Origin of the sequence: Bellilinea caldifistulae, from assembly GCF_001306055.1 — a bacterium.
GTDB lineage: Bacteria > Chloroflexota > Anaerolineae > Anaerolineales > Anaerolineaceae > Bellilinea > Bellilinea caldifistulae.
Genome location: NZ_LGHJ01000014.1, coordinates 212,219 through 229,723, shown reverse-complemented (window position 1 = coordinate 229,723; position 17,505 = coordinate 212,219). Strand labels below are relative to the sequence as shown.

Here is a 17,505-nt window from a genome sequence, read left to right as displayed (position 1 = left end):
TGGAGGTGAAGAGGTCAAATCAAGATACACAGCCCCTTTATTTTAGGGTGGATACCCCATCGGGTGCGGCTTTTCCACCCCTCAAACAGCCTGCTCGGCGTATTACGCTTGATTTTTCAACTCTCTCAAGTCCTCTTTGGTAACATTGACACCTGGGTCATCTGGAACCTGACCGGCGGCCCGCAGGGCGGCGTGCATGTCACCGACGTGTCCAATGCCTCCCGCACCATGCTGATGAACCTCGAAACGCTGGACTGGGACGATGAAATCCTCAAACTGATGGGCATTCCGCGTGCCATGCTGCCCGCCGTTCGCCCGTCCTCCGAAGTGTATGGTCATGCCCGCGGCGCCCTTGAGGGCATTCCGGTCGCCGGTGACCTTGGCGATCAACAAGCCGCCCTCTTCGGTCAGGCCTGCTACGACCCCGGCGAAGCCAAGAACACCTACGGTACGGGCTGCTTCATGCTGCTCAACACCGGCACCAAACCGGTCCCCAGCAAGAGTGGTTTGCTGACCACCCTGGGCTACAAGATCGGCAATCAACCAGCTGTCTACTGCCTGGAAGGCTCCATCGCCATCACCGGTGCATTGGTGCAGTGGCTGCGCGACAACTTGAAGATGATTGAAAACTCCAAGGACATTGAACCGCTGGCTCGCACGGTGGAAGACAATGGCGGCATTTACTTTGTGCCGGCCTTCTCCGGTCTGTTTGCACCGTACTGGCGCAGCGACGCCCGCGGTGTCATTGTCGGCCTGACCCGCTACATCAACCGCGGTCACATCGCCCGCGCCGCACTGGAAGCCACCGCTTACCAGACCCGCGAGGTGCTGGACGCGATGAACAAAGACTCCGGCGTACCGCTGACCGCCCTCAAGGTGGATGGTGGTATGGTGTACAACGAATTGCTCATGCAATTCCAGGCCGATATCCTCGGCGTGCCGGTTATCCGCCCGAAAGTTGCCGAAACCACCTCCCTGGGTGCTGCTTACGCAGCTGGTCTGGCGGTTGGCTTCTGGAGCAACTTTGACGAACTGCGCGCCAACTGGGGCAAAGACGCCGAATGGCATCCCAAGATGGCTCCCGAAGAACGGGAAAAACTGTACGCAGGCTGGAAGAAAGCCGTCGAGCGCACTTTCGGCTGGGTCGAAGTTTAATAATTCCATAACCGGGGGCAGGTCGCAAACCTGCCCCCTCCTCTCTTCCTTTGCGCAGGGGCGGTGGGTCAGCGGTCTGGTACAGTCCACAAGACCTGTACCGCCCTTTGTAATTTTCCACGCGCCAGGGTGATTTTTGTCCGGTTCTTGTTTACCTATGATAAAATCCATACCTTGAAGGCCCATCACGGAAAAAACATGTCCAAAAATAAACCCTCCTCCAAAAATCAGCCCCAGGAATTGACTGCCCAACCCTGGATTCCCTTTAAAACCGGTTTAATCGTAGTGGGTATCGTCAGCATCTTACTGGCAATCTGGACGGTCATCACCAGCAACCCGGAACTGCCGCTTCTCGAACGCATCCTGTGGGGCGTCGTATTTGGTGGAAGCATCTGGCTGGTCTTCTTATTCTTCCTGCTCATCAACCGCCTGCTTCGCAGAAGGAAATAATTCCCCCGAAAATTTACGCGCTCAACCGCGATAAATTGCACGCTTAACTTTGTGAAAAACACCACGATTGTGGCAGATATTGAAACAGGAGAAAGAATTATGAGTAAACTCCATGCCATTGTGATTGGTGCCGGTTTCACCGGAGTCGCAATCGCCCATGACCTGGCGCTGCGCGGTTTTGCAGTTACGGTTGTGGAACGGGGTCCAATCGTCAATGGCACATCAGGCCGCACGCATGGGCTGCTTCACTCCGGCGCACGTTATGCCGTCAACGATCAGGAATCAGCCATCGAGTGCATTCAGGAAAATCAAATCCTGCGCCTGATTGTGCCGGATGCCATTGAACCAAACGGAGGGTTGTTCATCGGCATCACCGACGAAGATATGGCCTATCGGGAAAAATTCATCGAGGGCTGCGCTGCCTGCAGAATTCCGATCAAGGAATTAACCCCCCAGGAAGCCTTGCGCCTGGAGCCCAACCTCAACCCTAAACTGCAGACGGCTTTCACCGTGCCGGACGGAACATTCGATCCACTGCGTTTGGCACTGGCATTTGCCGCTTCCGCCAAATCGAACGGGGCTGTGTTCCATCTCTATACCGATGTGGTTGACCTGCTCACCGATGGACAGGGTAACATCGTCGGAGTTAAAGCCTGGGACCGCGCCACCGACAAGCGATTTGAGATTCGCGGCGATATTGTCGTCAATGCCACGGGAGCCTGGGTGGGTCATATCACTTCCATGGCGGGTATTTCAGTTCCAATTACCCCCACCCCCGGCGTAATGGTTGCCTATGACCAACGCTTAACCCAGCGTGCCATCAATCTATTGAACAAACCCGGTGATGGCGACATTGTCCTCCCTCAACGGCGCATGATGGTCGTCGGCACAACTTCCTTCACCATCGAAGATCCTGATTATGTGCCGGTCTACGAAGATCACGTTCAACTGATGATCGAACGCGGCTCGAATCTGATCCCGGCTCTGCGCCAGACCAAAGAACGCGGGGCTTATATGGCTACTCGCCCCTTAATCGGCGCTTCCGCTCCCGGCCGCAGCATTTCCCGGACCTTCAAAGCCTATGACCACAAAGAAACCGATAATGTCGAGGGTTTGGTGACCATTACCGGCGGAAAAGCCACCACCCTGCGCTTGATGGCGGAAAAGACCGTGGATTTAATTTGTAAGAAATTTAACCTGAACATCCCCTGCACCACCGCCGAAACTCCCCTTCTCTCTTACCGCAAGTTCTACGTCAACTGAGTTGGGTGACTCGTTGAACGAACTCTATCTGTACGGAGTGAGCAATGACTGAAGAAAAATGGACGGTAAAATTTGTCATCTTTCGTAAAAAGGGAGACCAGCCTCCCCGCTACGATAGTTATGTGCTGGAAGTGGATCCGGACGAATATGTGATTGACGGCGTGGAACGGATCTGGGCATTCCATGATCGTTCACTCATTTTTGCCCATGCCTGCCACCATTCCACTTGTGGCGCCTGCGGTATGCGAGTGAATGATGTGGAGAAGTTGACTTGCATCACCAAAATCCGCGATGTGACCACCAATGGCGGAAGCCTTAAAATTGAACCACTACGCAACTTCCCCATCATTGGCGATCTGGTAGTGGATATGACCCGCATGTACGCCGCCATGGACCGCGTCCACGCCAAAGCGGTTCATCCGCTTTCGGCAGCTCCACTGGAAGGTGAGGGTATCCGCCCGCCCAAAGATGTCCCACGCAACAACGGGGATGAATATCTGCGTCTGGCAGATTGCATTGAATGCGGTTTGTGCATCAGTGCCTGCCCGGTAGCCGGTACAGCCGAAAACTACCTTGGGCCGGCAGTGCTGGCAGCCGCTCAACTACAAGGGCTAAAACATAACCCCGACCTGCTGGATTTAGTGGACTGTGCAGACGGGCTGTGGCGCTGCCACAGCGCATATGAATGCACTGCGGTTTGTCCTTCTAACGTTGACCCCGGCTGGCGGATTATGGACTTGCGCCGTCAGGTGGTGGGTGAACGCATCAAACGCTGGTTTGTAAAAGCCTAGAAGTTTACAGGAGAATGAGCGAATGGATACTCCCAAAAAACCCAATACCCGCGGAATTTTAGACTGGTTCGACCCCCGCGGCAGAAATGTTGGCGGATGGGGTTTTATCATTAACCGCCTGTCTGCCATCGGGTTGACCGTTTACTTGTACCTGCATCTCTACATGCTGGGCAAACTGGCACAAGGGCCCGAAGCATTTGACGCTTTCATCGAAACTGCCAAACAGCCTGCCATCATGTTCGGCGAAATGTTGGTGATCATCGCCGGTTTGTACCACGGTCTCAACGGCCTTCGCATCGCCCTCAACAGCTTTGGAATTGCCGTACCCGCCCAACGCCAGCTACTGTATGGCGTGGTTGGAATCACCCTGATTGGCACGGTCGTTTTTGGCGTGCGAATGCTCACAGCCCACTAGGACGGAGGTGATCTCATGCAAAACACCCTCTCTCAACCCAAACCCGGTGAAAGTTACCTGTTGTGGCTGATCAAAATTGTCAGCGGGGTTTTGATCCTTGCGGTGCTGATCATCCATTTTCTGGTTAATCACCTGTTTGCCCCTAACGGCCTGCTCAGTCACGCCGAAGTGGTTGCTTACTACCGCAATTACCCGATTGTCCCAATCATGGAAGGTTTTTTCCTCGTTTTTGTGGTGGCACATTCCTTGATCGGTTCGCGCAGCATCATCCTTGACCTTCGTCCCAGTCCGGCTGTATTGAAAGTCCTCGATTATCTCTTTATCGCCGTCGGTCTGTTTGCAACCGCATACGGCATCTGGTTGCTGTTTGCGGTCATTAATTTCGGAGTGTAGGAAATTAACCGGTAACTACCCATGGTGAGTCTGGTTCTGGTTTCGCACAGCAAACTGCTGGCTGAATCACTGGTACATCTGGTGCGCCAGATGGCCGGCGAGGAGGTCAAAATTGGTGTGGCAGCTGGTGCAGGTGAAAATCATGATGATTTTGGCACCGACGCCACCCAAATTGCCCAGGTCATCCAGGAAGTCGACAGCCCCGATGGCATCCTCGTCCTGATGGATTTGGGCAGTGCCATCCTCAGCGCAGAAATGGCAATGGAACTGCTGCCTGAAGAGGTGCGCAGCCGGGTTCACTTTTGCCCCGCTCCGCTGGTAGAAGGCGCCATTGCCGCCGGTGTACAGGCAAGTTTGGGTAATGATCCGCAAACCATTTGCCGCGAAGCCTGTCAGGCTCTCCAACCCAAAGCCGAGCAGTTGCATTTCAGCGAACCCGCCCCGCTGCCTGTTGCCGTTGAAGCACCCGCCCCGCTCCCCCCAGCCGGCGAACTTCACACCGTCGTGCTGGAACTGACCAATGCCCATGGTTTGCACGCCCGGCCGGCTGCCCGTTTTGTGCAAACCGCCTCCCGCTTCAAAGCGGACATTCGGGTAACCAATCTGACCACCGGCAGTGCAGCGGTTTCCGCCAAAAGTCTGAACGCCCTGGCAACCCTCGGCGCGCTGCACGGGCACCAAATCCAGATTCAGGCACAGGGTGAACAAGCCGCCGAGGCCCTTCAGGCTCTTTCCAATCTGGTGGAGGAGCGGTTTGGAGAAGCCGCTGCACCACCACCGCTAAAACCCACCCCGCAGATGCCCGAACCACAACCTTCTGATGAACGCATCCTGCGTGGGTTACCGGTTTCCGAAGGAGTGGCCGTTGCTCCCATTTTTCATTACGAAAGCTTGCCCCCCCTGATTCCGGATTACGAGGCACAAGACACCGAGGCAGAGTGGCAAAAATTACAGACTGCGCTGGAAAAAGTACGGCGTGCCATCCTTGATCGCCAGCGTGAAATGGTCAATCGGGTTGGTGAAGAAGAAGCCGCCATCTTCGAAGCCCATGCACTCCTGCTGAGTGATGAGGAATTGCTGGAAAATGCCCGCTCGTTAATCACGGAAAAGCAATACAACGCTGCCCGCGCCTGGAAGGAAAGCGTGGATACGATTGTTGCCCGTTTTAAGGCACTATCCGATGACTACCTCAAACAGCGGGCTGTGGATGTACAGGATGTCGGTAATCAAGTCCTGCGTGAATTGAGCGGCGAGGCTCACCAAAAAATTGTCTTCAGCGAGCCGGTCATTTTAGTGGCAGACGATCTGACTCCGACCGAAACTGCTTCGTTGGATCTGGAGCGCGTGCAGGGCATTGCTCTGCTCAGCGGCGGGGCTACTTCCCACAGTGCCATTCTGGCCCGTTCGCTGGGCATTCCCGCGGTTACCGGTTTACCCATCCGCATCAAACAAATTCCCCAGCAAACGCTGGCTGCGCTGGATGGATTCAAGGGGGAAGTACTGATCCAACCGGATGAATCCACCCGCCAGGAATTTGAAAGCCGACGAACCCGCTGGCTGGAAGAAAAACAGCGCCTGCTGGCTTCCACCCATCAGGCCGCCGTCACACTGGATGGTCTGGCTATTGAAGTGGCCGCTAATGTGGGCAATCTGGCCGATGCGCAAACCGCCGTACAAAACGGTGCGGACGGTGTGGGCCTGTTGCGCACCGAATTCCTCTTCCTCACCCGCCAAACGGCCCCAACCGAAGAGGAGCAGTATCAAGCGATTCACCAGATTGGCATGACCTTGCAGGGCAAGCCGGTCATTGTGCGCACGCTGGATGTCGGCGGCGATAAACCCCTCCCTTATATAAACCAGCAGCCGGAAGCCAATCCCTTCCTCGGTGTGCGCGCTCTACGCCTTTCCCTGCAGCAACCCGATCTATTCCGCACCCAATTGCGCGCCATTCTGCGCGCTGGCGCGGATACCCACCTGCGTATCATGTTCCCGATGGTGGCAACCATCGAAGAAGTACTGCAAGCCAATCAATTCCTTGAAAAAATTCACGCAGAATTGGAAGAGGAAGGATTGTCTCACCGGTGGCCGATTGAAACGGGCATCATGGTAGAAATTCCGTCCGCGGCGATTGTGGCTGACGCACTTGCGGAGCATGTTGCCTTCTTCAGCATCGGCACCAACGACCTGACACAATACACCATGGCAGCCGAACGCGGTAACCCGCAGTTGAACTATCTGAACGACGCACTCCATCCGGCCGTCTTACGCTTGATTGGTGAAGTCACTCAGGCTGCCGAAAAACACGGGAAATGGGTGGGGGTTTGCGGCGAACTGGCTGGTGATCCGGAGGCAGTTGCCATTCTGATCGGTTTGGGGGTGCGCGAATTAAGCGTGAATGCAGCCGGCATCCCCCGCGTTAAAGCCATTGTGCGGGCATTAACCACCGAAAAAGCCCAACAGATCGCCCGGCAGGCCGTCGCCTGTGCCAACGCTCAACAAACCCGCCAACTGGCTGCTGAGTTTTTGAAAAGCCTGCCCGGGGTTGGCTAGTTCTCTATTTATTTGTCAAAAACTCAAACGGGGCTATCTGCGGATAGCCCCGTTTCGTGATAAAATCTTAATCTGATTTTCATCCTGATGAGGTGTAGCATGACCGAACACATCCTGATTGCCATTGCCTGGCCATATGCCAATGCCGAAATTCACGTGGGTAACGTAACCGGCTCCCACTTGCCGGGGGATATTGTCGCCCGCTACCATCGCTTGAAAGGCAATCGGGTTTTGATGGTCTCCGGCACCGATTCGCATGGCACTCCGGTTACCCTGCGCGCCGACGCGGAGGGCAAACCCATTGAGGAAGTTTATAAGCGTTTTCACAACGGCTTCCTCGATCTGTTTCTCCAATTGGGCATTCATTACGATTTGTTCACCACCACCCACACCGAAAATCACTTCAAGGTGGCTCAGAGCATCTTCCTGGCCCTGCAAAAGAACGGTTACCTGTACACCGAATCGCGCCCGCAGTGGTATTCGCCTGTCAGCAAACGTTTTCTGCCCGATCGTTATGTCGAAGGTACTTGCTACGTTTGCGGTTACGAAGGCGCCCGCTCGGATCAATGCGACCGCTGCGGCAGTGTCCTTGAACCCGAAAAGTTAATCAATCCGCGCTCCAAAGTGGATGGTTCAACCCCCGAATTGCGCGAAACCGAACACTTTTTCCTCGATCTCTCCAAACTTGAACCGGAAGTTGCCCGTTTCTTGCGCGAACGTAAACACTATTGGCGGGAAACGGTCATCGGACAATCCCTTGGGCAAATCGAAAGTGAAGGTCTCAAACCGCGCGCCATTACCCGCGATCTGGATTGGGGCATTCCTGTTCCCATCCCCGGCTGGGAAGGCAAATGCCTGTACGTCTGGTTCGAAGCCGTCATCGGTTACCTTTCAGCAGCCATTGAATGGGCAAAACTCAGCGGTGACCCGCAGGCCTGGAAAAACTGGTGGACGAATCCTGAGGCTAAATCGTTTTACTTCATCGGAAAAGATAATATCTTCTTCCATGCTGCCTGGTGGCCGGCTCAGTTAATGGGCACCGGCGAACAATTTTTGGAAATCTTCGCCGGTGAAACCGGTCAACGGCTTACTCTGCCCTACGATGTGCCTGCCAATCAATTTATGAATCTGGAAGGGCAGAAAATCTCTGGCAGCCGCAACTGGGCGGTTTATGCGCGTGATTTTTTGACCCGCTACGACCCCGACCCTTTGCGCTATTACCTGACCGTAAATATGCCCGAAACGCGAGATACCGATTGGGATTGGGAAGATTTTTACAAACGCAACAATGACGAACTGGTTGCCACCTGGGGCAATTTAGCCAATCGAGTGCTTTCTTTTGCCTATAAACACTGGGAAGGGGTCATCCCCGACCCGGGTGAATTGACCGCAGCCGACCAGGAATTGCTGGCTATCATTGAAAAAGGCTTTGAAACGGTTGGCAAGGAATATGAGGCTGTTCACTTGCGCGCCGCACTGGGAGAAGCCATGCGCCTTGCCAGTGAAGTCAACCGCTATCTGGATCAAACAGCGCCATGGACGAGTATCAAAACCGACCGACAAGCCGCCGCCCGCGCAATTTATACCGCCATTCGCGCCATAGATAACCTGAAAATCTTGCTGGCCCCCGTGCTGCCACATACCGCCGAACGGTTGCACCGTTTTCTGGGGTATCAACAGCCCCTCTTTGGGCAGGGTTACCTTCAGGAAGTCGAGGATGCGCTCGGTAGCCATACCGTGGTTCGCTATGATCCGGATTCAGCCAGCGGTCAATGGCAACCCAGTCAGATCAAAGCCGGAGCGCCCATTCAAAAACCGGAACCCCTGTTTAAAAAGCTGGACGCGTCCATCATCGAAGAGGAACGCGCCCGTTTAGGAAAACCGGTTGTTTTTTAGGCACTACTGCCAGCGGCTGGCTTCGTTCAATTTCTCCATTTCATCTTGGCTCAGACGTAAATCCGCTGCACCAAGATTATCCTCGAATTGTTCGAGCGACCGTGGCCCAATGATTGGACTGGTTATGTCCGGCAGAGTCAACATCCATGCCAGCGCAATTTGCGAGATTGAAACACCGCGCTGGCGAGCGATCTCATCCACAGCATCCAGCACTTTCCAGCCGTATTCGGTGAAGTATCGGCTGACATTCCGCTGGCTGCCGGTTTCGGTTTGTCCACGCCGGTACTTACCACTCAGAAAGCCGCCTGCCAGCGGACTGTAGGGAATCACCCCCAGACCGTAGGTACGGCAAACATCCGCCAGTTCACGTTCATATTCAGCCCGATGTACCAGATTGTAATGCGGCTGGAGCGAATCGAAACGGGCCAACCCCAATTTATCCGATGTCCACAAAGCCTGCATCAAACGCCAGGCCGGGTAATTAGAACAGCCGATATAACGCACCTTGCCCTGCCGTACCAGATCATCTAAGGCCGTCAAAGTTTCTTCAATCGGCGTCTGGTCATCGTACCAGTGCGTCTGGTACAAATCAATGTAATCGGTCTGCAGCCGGCGCAGAGATTGTTCAACCGCGTGGAAAATATGCGCACGCGACAACCCCTCATCATTGGGAGCCTCTCCCACCTTTGCCCGCACCTTGGTGGCAATAATCACTTCATGGCGGGGAATGCCATTGCGCTTCATCCAGTTGCCGATGATGGTCTCAGCTACCCCGCCGGGATTGCCCGTAACCCAGCGCGAATAAACATCAGCCGTATCAATGAAATTGATCCCGGCTTCGAACGAACGAGTGAGAATTTGATAGGATTCTTCCTCTGTGGCTGTCCAGCCGAATTGCATGCTGCCCATACACAATGCCGATACTTTCAAACCCGTCCGACCCAATTTTCGATATTCCATCTCCCTCTTTTCCTCCTTTGTGATTAAATTGAACCGTTGAGATTATAAATCAGAAGGTGAAACACATCGCCAAAAATCGGGTAGAATTGAGCCATCCTTTGTGAAACTGTTGTTCAATCCAATGACATCACCTTACAATCTGCTGGATGACTTGAACGCCGCCTTGCGCTACTGGTGGCTGATCGTGGTACTGATGACGGCAGGGGTAATTCTCGGCTGGATCCTCTTTCAAATTCAACCGCCTCTTTACGAAGCCCGCGCTGAAATTGCCCTGAATGTAGACCTCAGCCGTACTGGTACATTGAGCGATACCAATCAGGACATTCTCATCAACACCACCGGGCGGGTTATGGCGACCGCCGCAATTATGGACGACTTAAAACAGCAAGCCACGAAAGCAGGCTGGCTCGCCCCCAACAGCAATCCCCAACGCATGTTTTTTATCGAACGCAAAGCCGAAAGTTTTATCCTGCGCGTTCAGCATCCCAACCCCCAGGCCGCCCTTGAATTGACCGACCGATGGAGCGAGCTGGCCTTGCGGGCGCTCGAAAGCGCCTCTCAAAACGCCCTGCAAGCCGATCATCTGGAACGTTATCTGGACGGATTGACGACCTGCTTGCAGCAACAAACCAGCGGCGGGGTGGAAATACATGCCTGCCCCTTTCAAGACCTGCAACAACTCCAGACCGAAATTAACAAAACCGGCAAAGAAATCCTCAAATCCCGGGCCAACGCCCGCGGTCTAATTCCAGGGATCCGTTTTGCCCTCACTCAACCGGCAGAATTGCTGCCCGAACCGGTTCAATTTCAGCGCAGTACCGGCCTCCTGGCTGGCGCGCTGATTGGGCTGGTAGCCGCATTGTTTGTCATTCATTTTCGTCTGCCAGAGCGTCTATCAAAAAGGGGATGATTTGCTTCAGCGGCTAAACCATTTTCTCTATCAAGTCCTTTGGGCTGGATTGATCCTGCTCTTGCCGATTACCAGTCTACCGCTGCTTTCAAAAGCAGCCGGTGGGAGTATGGTTGCCCCCGCCTCTGTCTTGCCACTCGCTATCCTTTTAATCGTTTTCCTTCCGCTTAATCTAGCTCGTCTACGCCGCTTGCCCCGGGTAGTCACTCCACTGCTTGCCTTTGTGTTGCTGGCGGTGTTGAGTAGCGCGCTTTCATTTTTTATTGAATTTCCCCTGTTCCGGGAAGCCAACCGTCTACGAAATATGCTTTCTGGCTTCCTGACACTGGGGGTCGGCCTTTCCTTTTTCTTTGCAGCCCTGCTCTTAACCGACTCTGAAGACCGACTGGCGTTTTTCTTCAAATGGGTCAATATCGGCGGGAGCATCGCCCTGCTGTGGGCAGGAATGCAGTCCGTCTTCTGGTACATGACGGGGGATTATCCGGATTGGATGGGAAGGATTCAAAGTTTGATCTCATCCAGCGGCAATTTGTATATCCGCCGGACGACCGGCCTGGCTTTTGAACCTTCCTGGCTGGGGCATCAACTGGTGTTATTCTACCTGCCTTGCTGGCTGGCGGCTTCATTCAGGCGGTTTAGCGTATTCCGCTGGCGTCTTTGGGGGATTTCCGCCGAAAACATTTTACTTGCCGGCGGAGTTGTGATTCTGGTTCTCTCGCTGGCACGCAATGCTTTGCTCTCTTTCAGCCTTTCAGTTGGTTGGTTGATTTTACTGACCACCGCCCGTCTGGCCGGCTGGATTCACCAGAAACTCACTGGACGGGGTAGCCGCTTTTTCTCCGGACTGCCTGCCTCCCTTCTCAAAACCTGCATCTGGCTGGTCATTTTTGGGGGGTACGCTGCCATTTTATTGGGAGGTGTATTCGTCTTAACCCGTCTTGACCCGCGCATGGCCGATTTATTCCGCGTGATCCGCAACCCCTATACCCCCCTGGAAGCCGCCAATTATCTATTTTTCGGTGAACGAGTAGCCTTTTGGATAACCGGCTTGCAAATTTTCGGTCAGTATCCGCTTTTGGGAGTAGGCTTGGAAAATGCCGGCTATTTCTTTCCGGAGAAGCTCCCTCTATTTGGCTGGACGGTGGTTGAATCTCACAAAATGTATTATAGCAGTGCCCTTCCCAACACACTGAGCCTGTGGATTCGCCTCTTGAGCGAAACCGGTATTATCGGCTTTTCGTTGTTTGTGAGTTTTTTATACCTTCTCTGGAACACTGCACGGTTTTTGAGCCGGGATGCACATCCGCTGACCGCCACACTCGCCCTGACAGCCCAGCTAACCCTTGTTGCCCTGTTGGTGGAGGGAATGAGCGTGGACACCTTCGCCTTTCCCTATTTCTGGTTGATTTTCGGCTGGCTGCTGACGGCTTTTGTGCTCAGAACAAAGTCCAACAGCGATGAATTGTCAGCTCACGGCTGATGGGCAAGCGGCGGGAAGGGACAGACTAATCGCGTTTTTGCATCGCGTTGATAGACCTGAGGAGGGTCGCTCAACACAACAATTGCGTAAGCATCAATAAACGGCTCACGGGTATCCTTGCATCCCATCACAATCACATCCTCACCATGCGGGAAGTTGGGCATCGCATCCTCCATTGGCAACAGGACGGTGTAAAATGTATCCCATGCCACGATTGTGAGGGTAAACCGGGGATACGGTCGCCCTTTGAGCGGTAAATTGGGCTGCGGCTCACCGCTGTTAGCCGGATAGAAACGAGGGTACAACCCCAGACCATAATTCAGGTAAGCATTAGGGCTGTTGATAAACTCTCGAAAAGCCTCTCTATCTATACGCAATCCGGCCGCGTTGAGATTGTCGAACAAGGTCAACGGGCTGATTGGAGGATATCGGTCAGGAATGAATACCTTGTTCAAGGGTAGAGAAAGCCCTACCAGCACAAAAATAACACCCACCAGCGGAGTCATAAATCTGTTCCACCGCTTTGTAGAGTGAAAATTGGAGATTGACTCCTCGCTGAATGCCGGTTGCCACTTCCGCAACAGATCTATTCCCAGCCATTCCAGTACCCAGCCCAGCAAAACCAGCAAGCCAATCGCAAAGTAAACCAGCACCACCCAATCCATTGGCACAAGATAACGCCAGCCGGAATTGCGAGCCAGAGAATTGGCAAGGAAATATCCCGGCAGCATCATTAAAGGCACCAAACCGGCCGCCTTGTTACGCTGCCAGGCTGCTCCCACACCCACTGCCAGAACCAACAAGTTGAACGGCAAGAACAACAGACCGCCGGGCGGCAGCTCCCCCGTCCATTGTTGTACATCCTTCCAGTAGGGCGCTTCGAGCGTATGACGCAAGTCATGCAGGGCAAAGGTATTCGGCAGCAACATTATGGTCATAATCATATTATGAAAAAAGTGACGTGGAACGTAAGCAAAGCGTTCCAGGCCATCCAGCAAGGCAAATGAAGATTGCTCATTCTCTCCCATCTGAAAAGGAAGATCCCCTGCCACCTGCTTTTCCAGTGGAATAAAACCGCGTGGCTCATCGGTCAGAATGCGGGTTTCCAGAATGGCGCGGATTTTAATCATCAGGTACGGTTCATTGAAGCCCTTGGGTATTTCCAGCATGAATGGTAAAACCGTCAATGTGACCATCAAAACAACAATGGCCGAACTGAGCAGCCAGGGCTTAATCTGCCGCCGGTTGGCAACCCACACCAGCAACAAGACAAATGGCAAGACCATCAACGCATTGGGACGTATCAGCATGGCCAGTCCCAGAAAACCGCCCGCCACAACAGCATCCGCCCAGGAAATTTTCTTTTCCCCTTTTTTTAAACAGCGAAAGGCAAACAGAGCAAAAATTACCAAAAGCAAGGCGGTTGGGTATTCGGTCAAATATAATTTTGAATGAGATACCTTGATGAAAGGGGTTGCGGCAATCGCATTGCGCTGATGAAACGCAGCCAGCAGTCCCATCAGCAATCCCGTCGGGCGGTTGACCATTTGTGAGCCAAGCAGGTAAAGCATTGGGGGCATTAACGCCAGCACCGCAATTTGCAGGTTGATGGTTTCTTCGTAGCCCTGCCCCGCAATCGCGTGAAGAATACTCAAAAATAAGGCATACAGCGGCTTATCCATGGGAATGCCGTTCAAGACCCCCTGGCCAATCAAGATGTATTGGGCAGCAAGGTCGTAAAACTCGGAATCGGAGTAAGGATAAAATAGATAATTGGGGGGGCGCGGACCGGGCGCAAAGTAGCTGTGCTTCAGGGGTGTGACGTACCAGAGGAGAAAGGTAAATAACCACAATACAAGGAAAATACTTCCTTTGACAAGCCGCCGATCTTTCAGCCTCTCTGAGGAAAACACCCGGCGTTCTAAAAACAGCGTTGCGGCTGTGCACAAGACGATTTGAATTGCCAGCAGCGGCACACTGGCTTCATCCCAAAAATAGGGTTCGGCATTGATGCCCAAACCCGTGGTTGCTGCAATCAACCAGATCAGCGCAAAAATCAAAAAAGTGATTCCGGCGGCTCGAAGAAGTTCCTTTTGATTTTTAAGATCGTCTTTCCAATCCCTCCAGCGGTTTTTCAACCCGTGTGAACCGATCATCATCAGCGTAGTCAAACCGGCCAACCCCAGCCAGACCAGCAAGGGTTGAAGGCGTACAAAGTAAAACTGGTAAATTCTAAACCAGTAAGCAGGCATAAACGCAGCCAACCAGCCAATCAGGGTAAAGACACCCGCAACGGCTTGGATGAACTGACGGGACTTTGAGCCGGTCAGCCAATCGTTAATTTTCTCGACAACATGACGGTTACGAAATGAGAGCCATCCCCCCAAAAGACACAAGATTACCAGCCCCAGAAGACCTGACAGTAAGATCAGCCTCGCAGCAGAAAACCCCAATAGTATGCTTCCTTTTTCATCGGCGGGTATGGCAGCCGTCCAAATCATTACGCCGGTCCCAAAGGCTGCCAGAAGCCAGAACCAGGAGGTTATCCAGACCTGCATACGTGTCCTCGTATCGTCCATACCCTATCCTGGTTTCAACCGCCGACGGCGATCATACCCATAGCCAATGATCACCACCAGACCACACAGGACAGCCGTAACCGCCGCAGCGACAAAGAAAGAAAAATTCAACCCCAATTGAAAACTGCGATTGGCATACCATATCCCAAAGATACAGACGAAGATGCCCTCGCAAGCCAACAGACGAGGCAACCAGATATCCCGCTGCTGACGGGCGATCACAAAGGACCAGGCAGCCAGCATCGCCAGCCACGGCAGCAATAAGGTGCGATATCGGGGATTGTCCCACAAATCACCCCCCGCCCGGAAGCTGGAAAGCAGGCTCCAACCGACCACTATCAGAAAAGTCCAGAAAATCAAGCGGCGCGGTAAACCTTTGGCTTCAAAACGCATTCCCAGCGGCGCATACGCCAATAGTGGCAATACCCCATACCAGCCCAGAGAACGAAGCGTAGAAATGACTGTCCAGAGGGGTTTGGAAGGATCAAACAACGCCGCTGGCAACACTGGTTGGAGTAAGCCGTACACGACCAGAAACGGTAATTCCAGCGGATCGGGTAGAGCCTCAAATAACGCTTGAATTTTGCCAGAACCCGATTCGGTCAGACGCGCATCCCACAGCGCCGATTCACGCAGCCAGGCGGCCATACCGGCCAGCATCAGCACACCGCTCACCGCCACAAATAACCACACCAATCGGCGGATTTTCACCTGCCGGATGCGGCTCGAGTATTCCAGCCACCACCACAGGAAGAGCAACCCGGTCAGGGGCAGCGCCACAAGATAGGAAAATACGGCTGTGAGCAGGACAATCCCCACCAGCCCGAAGGTCACCCGTCGAGGGGCATCCTGCCAGCGGCTGACCAGCCACAAAGCCACGCCAGCCAACCCAATCAGGACTGGATCACGCATTTGAGATGCCCCCAGCAAAACACTTTCGGGGTACAAAACATAGATCCAGACCGCCAAGGCCGCTACTACCGCCCCAAAATAACGCTTGACTGCCGCATAAAAGAAAGGCACTGCCGCAGCAGCCGCAAATGCGGTCAAAATCAAGATCAAATAGGGACGATGAAGATCTGGGCTGAGCAGACGATAAATAAGTGCGCTGGCAGCCAGCATACCTCCGTACTGATCACCGGAAAATTCGTTGCCAAACGCCGCCAGCAGGGATTGACCCGATGTGGCCAGTTCCCAAGCCTGGCGGTCACGGGTAAATGCATCAAAGAACAGGTACCCCGCCTTTGAAACTTCACTATCATGCCCCCAAACCGGTAAAGCCAGGGACAGACCAATGCCGACGAACAATCTCAGTAAGAAAGCCACCGCAACAGCCCATCCAACCCGGCGGGGTGAAGCCGTCATCTGCCAGAAAAACCACAGCAGACCACCGCTAACCGAGAGCAGCACCGAACTGGACAGCCAGCCCTGCAAAGAAAAACGCTGTTCGGCCAAGCCATTCAGCAATAAACCGCCCAGCAAGGCAGCCATAAGGATGCCGATCAAACGTTTCCAACCGGCCCGGCTCATGCTTTTACACCCTCCCGGTGCGGAAATCCGGCAAGAATTTTTTCCTCCCGCACCACCCAGGTGAATCGGCGTGCGGTTTCTCTTGCATTTTTACCAAGCATCTCAATGCGGTTCAGGTCAGAGACAAGGGCCGAGAGCGCATTGCTCCATCCTTCCAGATCCTGCGGCGGGCAAAAAACGGCGTTGTTTTCCTGTAAAACTTCATGGAGAACGGGTAAATCGCTGGCTAAAATCGCCCTTCCACAGGCCAGATATTCAAACATTTTCATCGGACTGCAAATATCAGCCGAGTTTCCTCCACCACTACCAGCAATCTGGCGTTCATAGGGCATCAGTAATATTTCTCCAGCCGCCTGAAAGAGCGGCAGGCGTTGATTCTCCACAAAACCGGTCAGGGTCACATTGGTCAGACCCTTCATGCGAACGACCTCCCGATATGATTCTACTGCATCCGGTTGGCCGCCCACCCAAAGAAAGTGGATATTCGGAAATCGCTGCGCCAGCCCCAGCAACAAATCCATGCCCCGCCCGGCATAAAAATGACCGCTGTAAACCGCCGTCAGTTGCTGAGGTAGATTCAACTGGCGGCGAGCCTCGGGGGGCGCTGGCAATTGCTCAAACCGTTGCAAATCCACTCCATTGGGCGCAATTACAACCTCGTCCTTTTTAAAGGGGATTCCGAACTCATGGCGCAAAGCCTGTTCCAGCGCGCGGGTAATCACCGCAAAACGTTTTTCCCCCCGCATTTCCGCCATCCGGCGCAGCAGCCAGCTACCAAGCCGTCCGGTCGGGCGGTCATGAATTTCCAACACCACCGGAAATCCCAGCAGAACACCGAGAAGCCCGGCCTGAGGCAACCAGGTATAGATCAAGTCAGCTTTTCGAAGGCCTGCCTGCTGAACTGCTTTGACCGCAAAGTCATACCGCTTCAGGCTTGCATAAGCCGGCAGCCAGATTACCTCAAAAGGCAGAGTCAGACCATATAAAGCCGCCAAGTCTTTCCACGGGGTATGCACATGGCCGGGCGTAAATAAAACCACCTCGTGCCCCAATTGGGACAACGCCTGCCCAACCTTCATCACCTGAATGCTGTTGGCCGCCTTTGACGGAATTCGAAACGAAGTAATGCAGCA

The 17,505-nt window shown here is 53.8% G+C and carries 13 protein-coding genes and 1 pseudogene; 10 read left to right on the top strand and 4 right to left on the bottom strand.

Annotated elements, in window-relative coordinates:
- Positions 1-129: 129 nt before the first annotated feature.
- The 8 genes and pseudogenes from AC812_RS09430 to metG form a co-directional block, all read left to right on the top strand.
- Positions 130-1,155: pseudogene (locus tag AC812_RS09430) on the top strand (FGGY family carbohydrate kinase); the annotation flags it as partial.
- Positions 1,156-1,353: 198 nt separating this feature from the next.
- Entirely contained in the window at positions 1,354-1,605 is a 252-nt protein-coding gene (locus AC812_RS09425) for a hypothetical protein (protein ID WP_061914210.1), read from the top strand.
- A gap of 99 nt (positions 1,606-1,704) precedes the next feature.
- Complete coding sequence (locus AC812_RS09420; RefSeq protein ID WP_061914208.1) at positions 1,705-2,868, top strand: FAD-dependent oxidoreductase; 1,164 nt, start codon at positions 1,705-1,707, stop codon at positions 2,866-2,868.
- A 44-nt stretch (positions 2,869-2,912) separates the two neighbouring features.
- Positions 2,913-3,659 (top strand): succinate dehydrogenase/fumarate reductase iron-sulfur subunit, encoded by a 747-nt coding sequence (locus tag AC812_RS09415; RefSeq protein WP_061914206.1) that lies wholly within the window; start codon positions 2,913-2,915, stop codon positions 3,657-3,659.
- 22 nt (positions 3,660-3,681) lie between these two features.
- Positions 3,682-4,074: a succinate dehydrogenase, cytochrome b556 subunit gene (locus tag AC812_RS09410; RefSeq protein WP_061914204.1), complete on the top strand. Its 393-nt coding sequence runs from the start codon at positions 3,682-3,684 to the stop codon at positions 4,072-4,074.
- Between the two features lie 15 nt (positions 4,075-4,089).
- On the top strand, positions 4,090-4,467 hold the full coding sequence (locus tag AC812_RS09405) for a succinate dehydrogenase/fumarate reductase transmembrane subunit (protein WP_061914202.1): 378 nt from the start codon (positions 4,090-4,092) through the stop codon (positions 4,465-4,467).
- A 21-nt stretch (positions 4,468-4,488) separates the two neighbouring features.
- A complete protein-coding gene (gene ptsP, locus AC812_RS09400) occupies positions 4,489-7,017 on the top strand; it encodes a phosphoenolpyruvate--protein phosphotransferase (RefSeq protein ID WP_061914200.1) in 2,529 nt (842 codons plus the stop codon).
- Positions 7,018-7,116: 99 nt separating this feature from the next.
- The gene (gene metG / locus AC812_RS09395; protein WP_061914198.1) at positions 7,117-8,913 is read left to right on the top strand and encodes a methionine--tRNA ligase; all 1,797 of its coding nucleotides are present in this window, start codon (positions 7,117-7,119) and stop codon (positions 8,911-8,913) included.
- 3 nt (positions 8,914-8,916) lie between these two features.
- On the opposite strand, the gene AC812_RS09390 is transcribed toward metG, so the two are convergent.
- Positions 8,917-9,873 carry an aldo/keto reductase gene (locus tag AC812_RS09390; RefSeq protein WP_061914196.1) on the bottom strand — a complete coding sequence of 319 codons (957 nt, stop codon included), beginning with the start codon at positions 9,871-9,873 and terminating at the stop codon, positions 8,917-8,919.
- A 121-nt stretch (positions 9,874-9,994) separates the two neighbouring features.
- Here AC812_RS09390 and AC812_RS09385 point away from each other — a divergent pair, with 121 nt between their 5' ends.
- Positions 9,995-10,783: a YveK family protein gene (locus tag AC812_RS09385; protein WP_145962513.1), complete on the top strand. Its 789-nt coding sequence runs from the start codon at positions 9,995-9,997 to the stop codon at positions 10,781-10,783.
- A complete protein-coding gene (locus AC812_RS09380; protein ID WP_145962512.1) occupies positions 10,737-12,263 on the top strand; it encodes an O-antigen ligase family protein in 1,527 nt (508 codons plus the stop codon). Before AC812_RS09385 ends, AC812_RS09380 begins: the two co-directional genes overlap by 47 nt.
- Here the strand turns inward: AC812_RS09380 and AC812_RS09375 are convergent.
- From AC812_RS09375 to AC812_RS09365, 3 genes are read right to left on the bottom strand one after another with little or no spacing between them, the layout of a single operon-like run.
- Complete coding sequence (locus tag AC812_RS09375) at positions 12,254-14,842, bottom strand: glycosyltransferase family 39 protein (protein ID WP_082148960.1); 2,589 nt, start codon at positions 14,840-14,842, stop codon at positions 12,254-12,256. The genes AC812_RS09380 and AC812_RS09375 overlap by 10 nt on opposite strands.
- Positions 14,843-14,845: 3 nt before the next feature.
- Entirely contained in the window at positions 14,846-16,372 is a 1,527-nt protein-coding gene (locus AC812_RS09370; protein WP_061914188.1) for a hypothetical protein, read from the bottom strand.
- Complete coding sequence (locus tag AC812_RS09365; protein WP_145962511.1) at positions 16,369-17,451, bottom strand: glycosyltransferase family 4 protein; 1,083 nt, start codon at positions 17,449-17,451, stop codon at positions 16,369-16,371. Before AC812_RS09365 ends, AC812_RS09370 begins: the two co-directional genes overlap by 4 nt.
- Positions 17,452-17,505 lie beyond the last annotated feature (54 nt).

What these genes read in the sequence shown, in the direction of transcription:
- AC812_RS09415 (WP_061914206.1), top strand. Translation starts at nt 2,913, where the DNA reads ATGACTGAAGAAAAATGGACGGTAAAATTTGTCATCTTTCGTAAAAAG.
- AC812_RS09370 (WP_061914188.1), bottom strand. Translation starts at nt 16,372, where the DNA reads ATGAGCCGGGCCGGTTGGAAACGTTTGATCGGCATCCTTATGGCTGCC.
- AC812_RS09405 (WP_061914202.1), top strand. Translation starts at nt 4,090, where the DNA reads ATGCAAAACACCCTCTCTCAACCCAAACCCGGTGAAAGTTACCTGTTG.
- AC812_RS09390 (WP_061914196.1), bottom strand. Translation starts at nt 9,873, where the DNA reads ATGGAATATCGAAAATTGGGTCGGACGGGTTTGAAAGTATCGGCATTG.
- metG (WP_061914198.1), top strand. Translation starts at nt 7,117, where the DNA reads ATGACCGAACACATCCTGATTGCCATTGCCTGGCCATATGCCAATGCC.
- AC812_RS09365 (WP_145962511.1), bottom strand. Translation starts at nt 17,451, where the DNA reads ATGAAGGTTGGGCAGGCGTTGTCCCAATTGGGGCACGAGGTGGTTTTA.
- AC812_RS09420 (WP_061914208.1), top strand. Translation starts at nt 1,705, where the DNA reads ATGAGTAAACTCCATGCCATTGTGATTGGTGCCGGTTTCACCGGAGTC.
- AC812_RS09385 (WP_145962513.1), top strand. Translation starts at nt 9,995, where the DNA reads ATGACATCACCTTACAATCTGCTGGATGACTTGAACGCCGCCTTGCGC.
- ptsP (WP_061914200.1), top strand. Translation starts at nt 4,489, where the DNA reads ATGGTGAGTCTGGTTCTGGTTTCGCACAGCAAACTGCTGGCTGAATCA.
- AC812_RS09425 (WP_061914210.1), top strand. Translation starts at nt 1,354, where the DNA reads ATGTCCAAAAATAAACCCTCCTCCAAAAATCAGCCCCAGGAATTGACT.
- AC812_RS09410 (WP_061914204.1), top strand. Translation starts at nt 3,682, where the DNA reads ATGGATACTCCCAAAAAACCCAATACCCGCGGAATTTTAGACTGGTTC.
- AC812_RS09375 (WP_082148960.1), bottom strand. Translation starts at nt 14,842, where the DNA reads ATGGACGATACGAGGACACGTATGCAGGTCTGGATAACCTCCTGGTTC.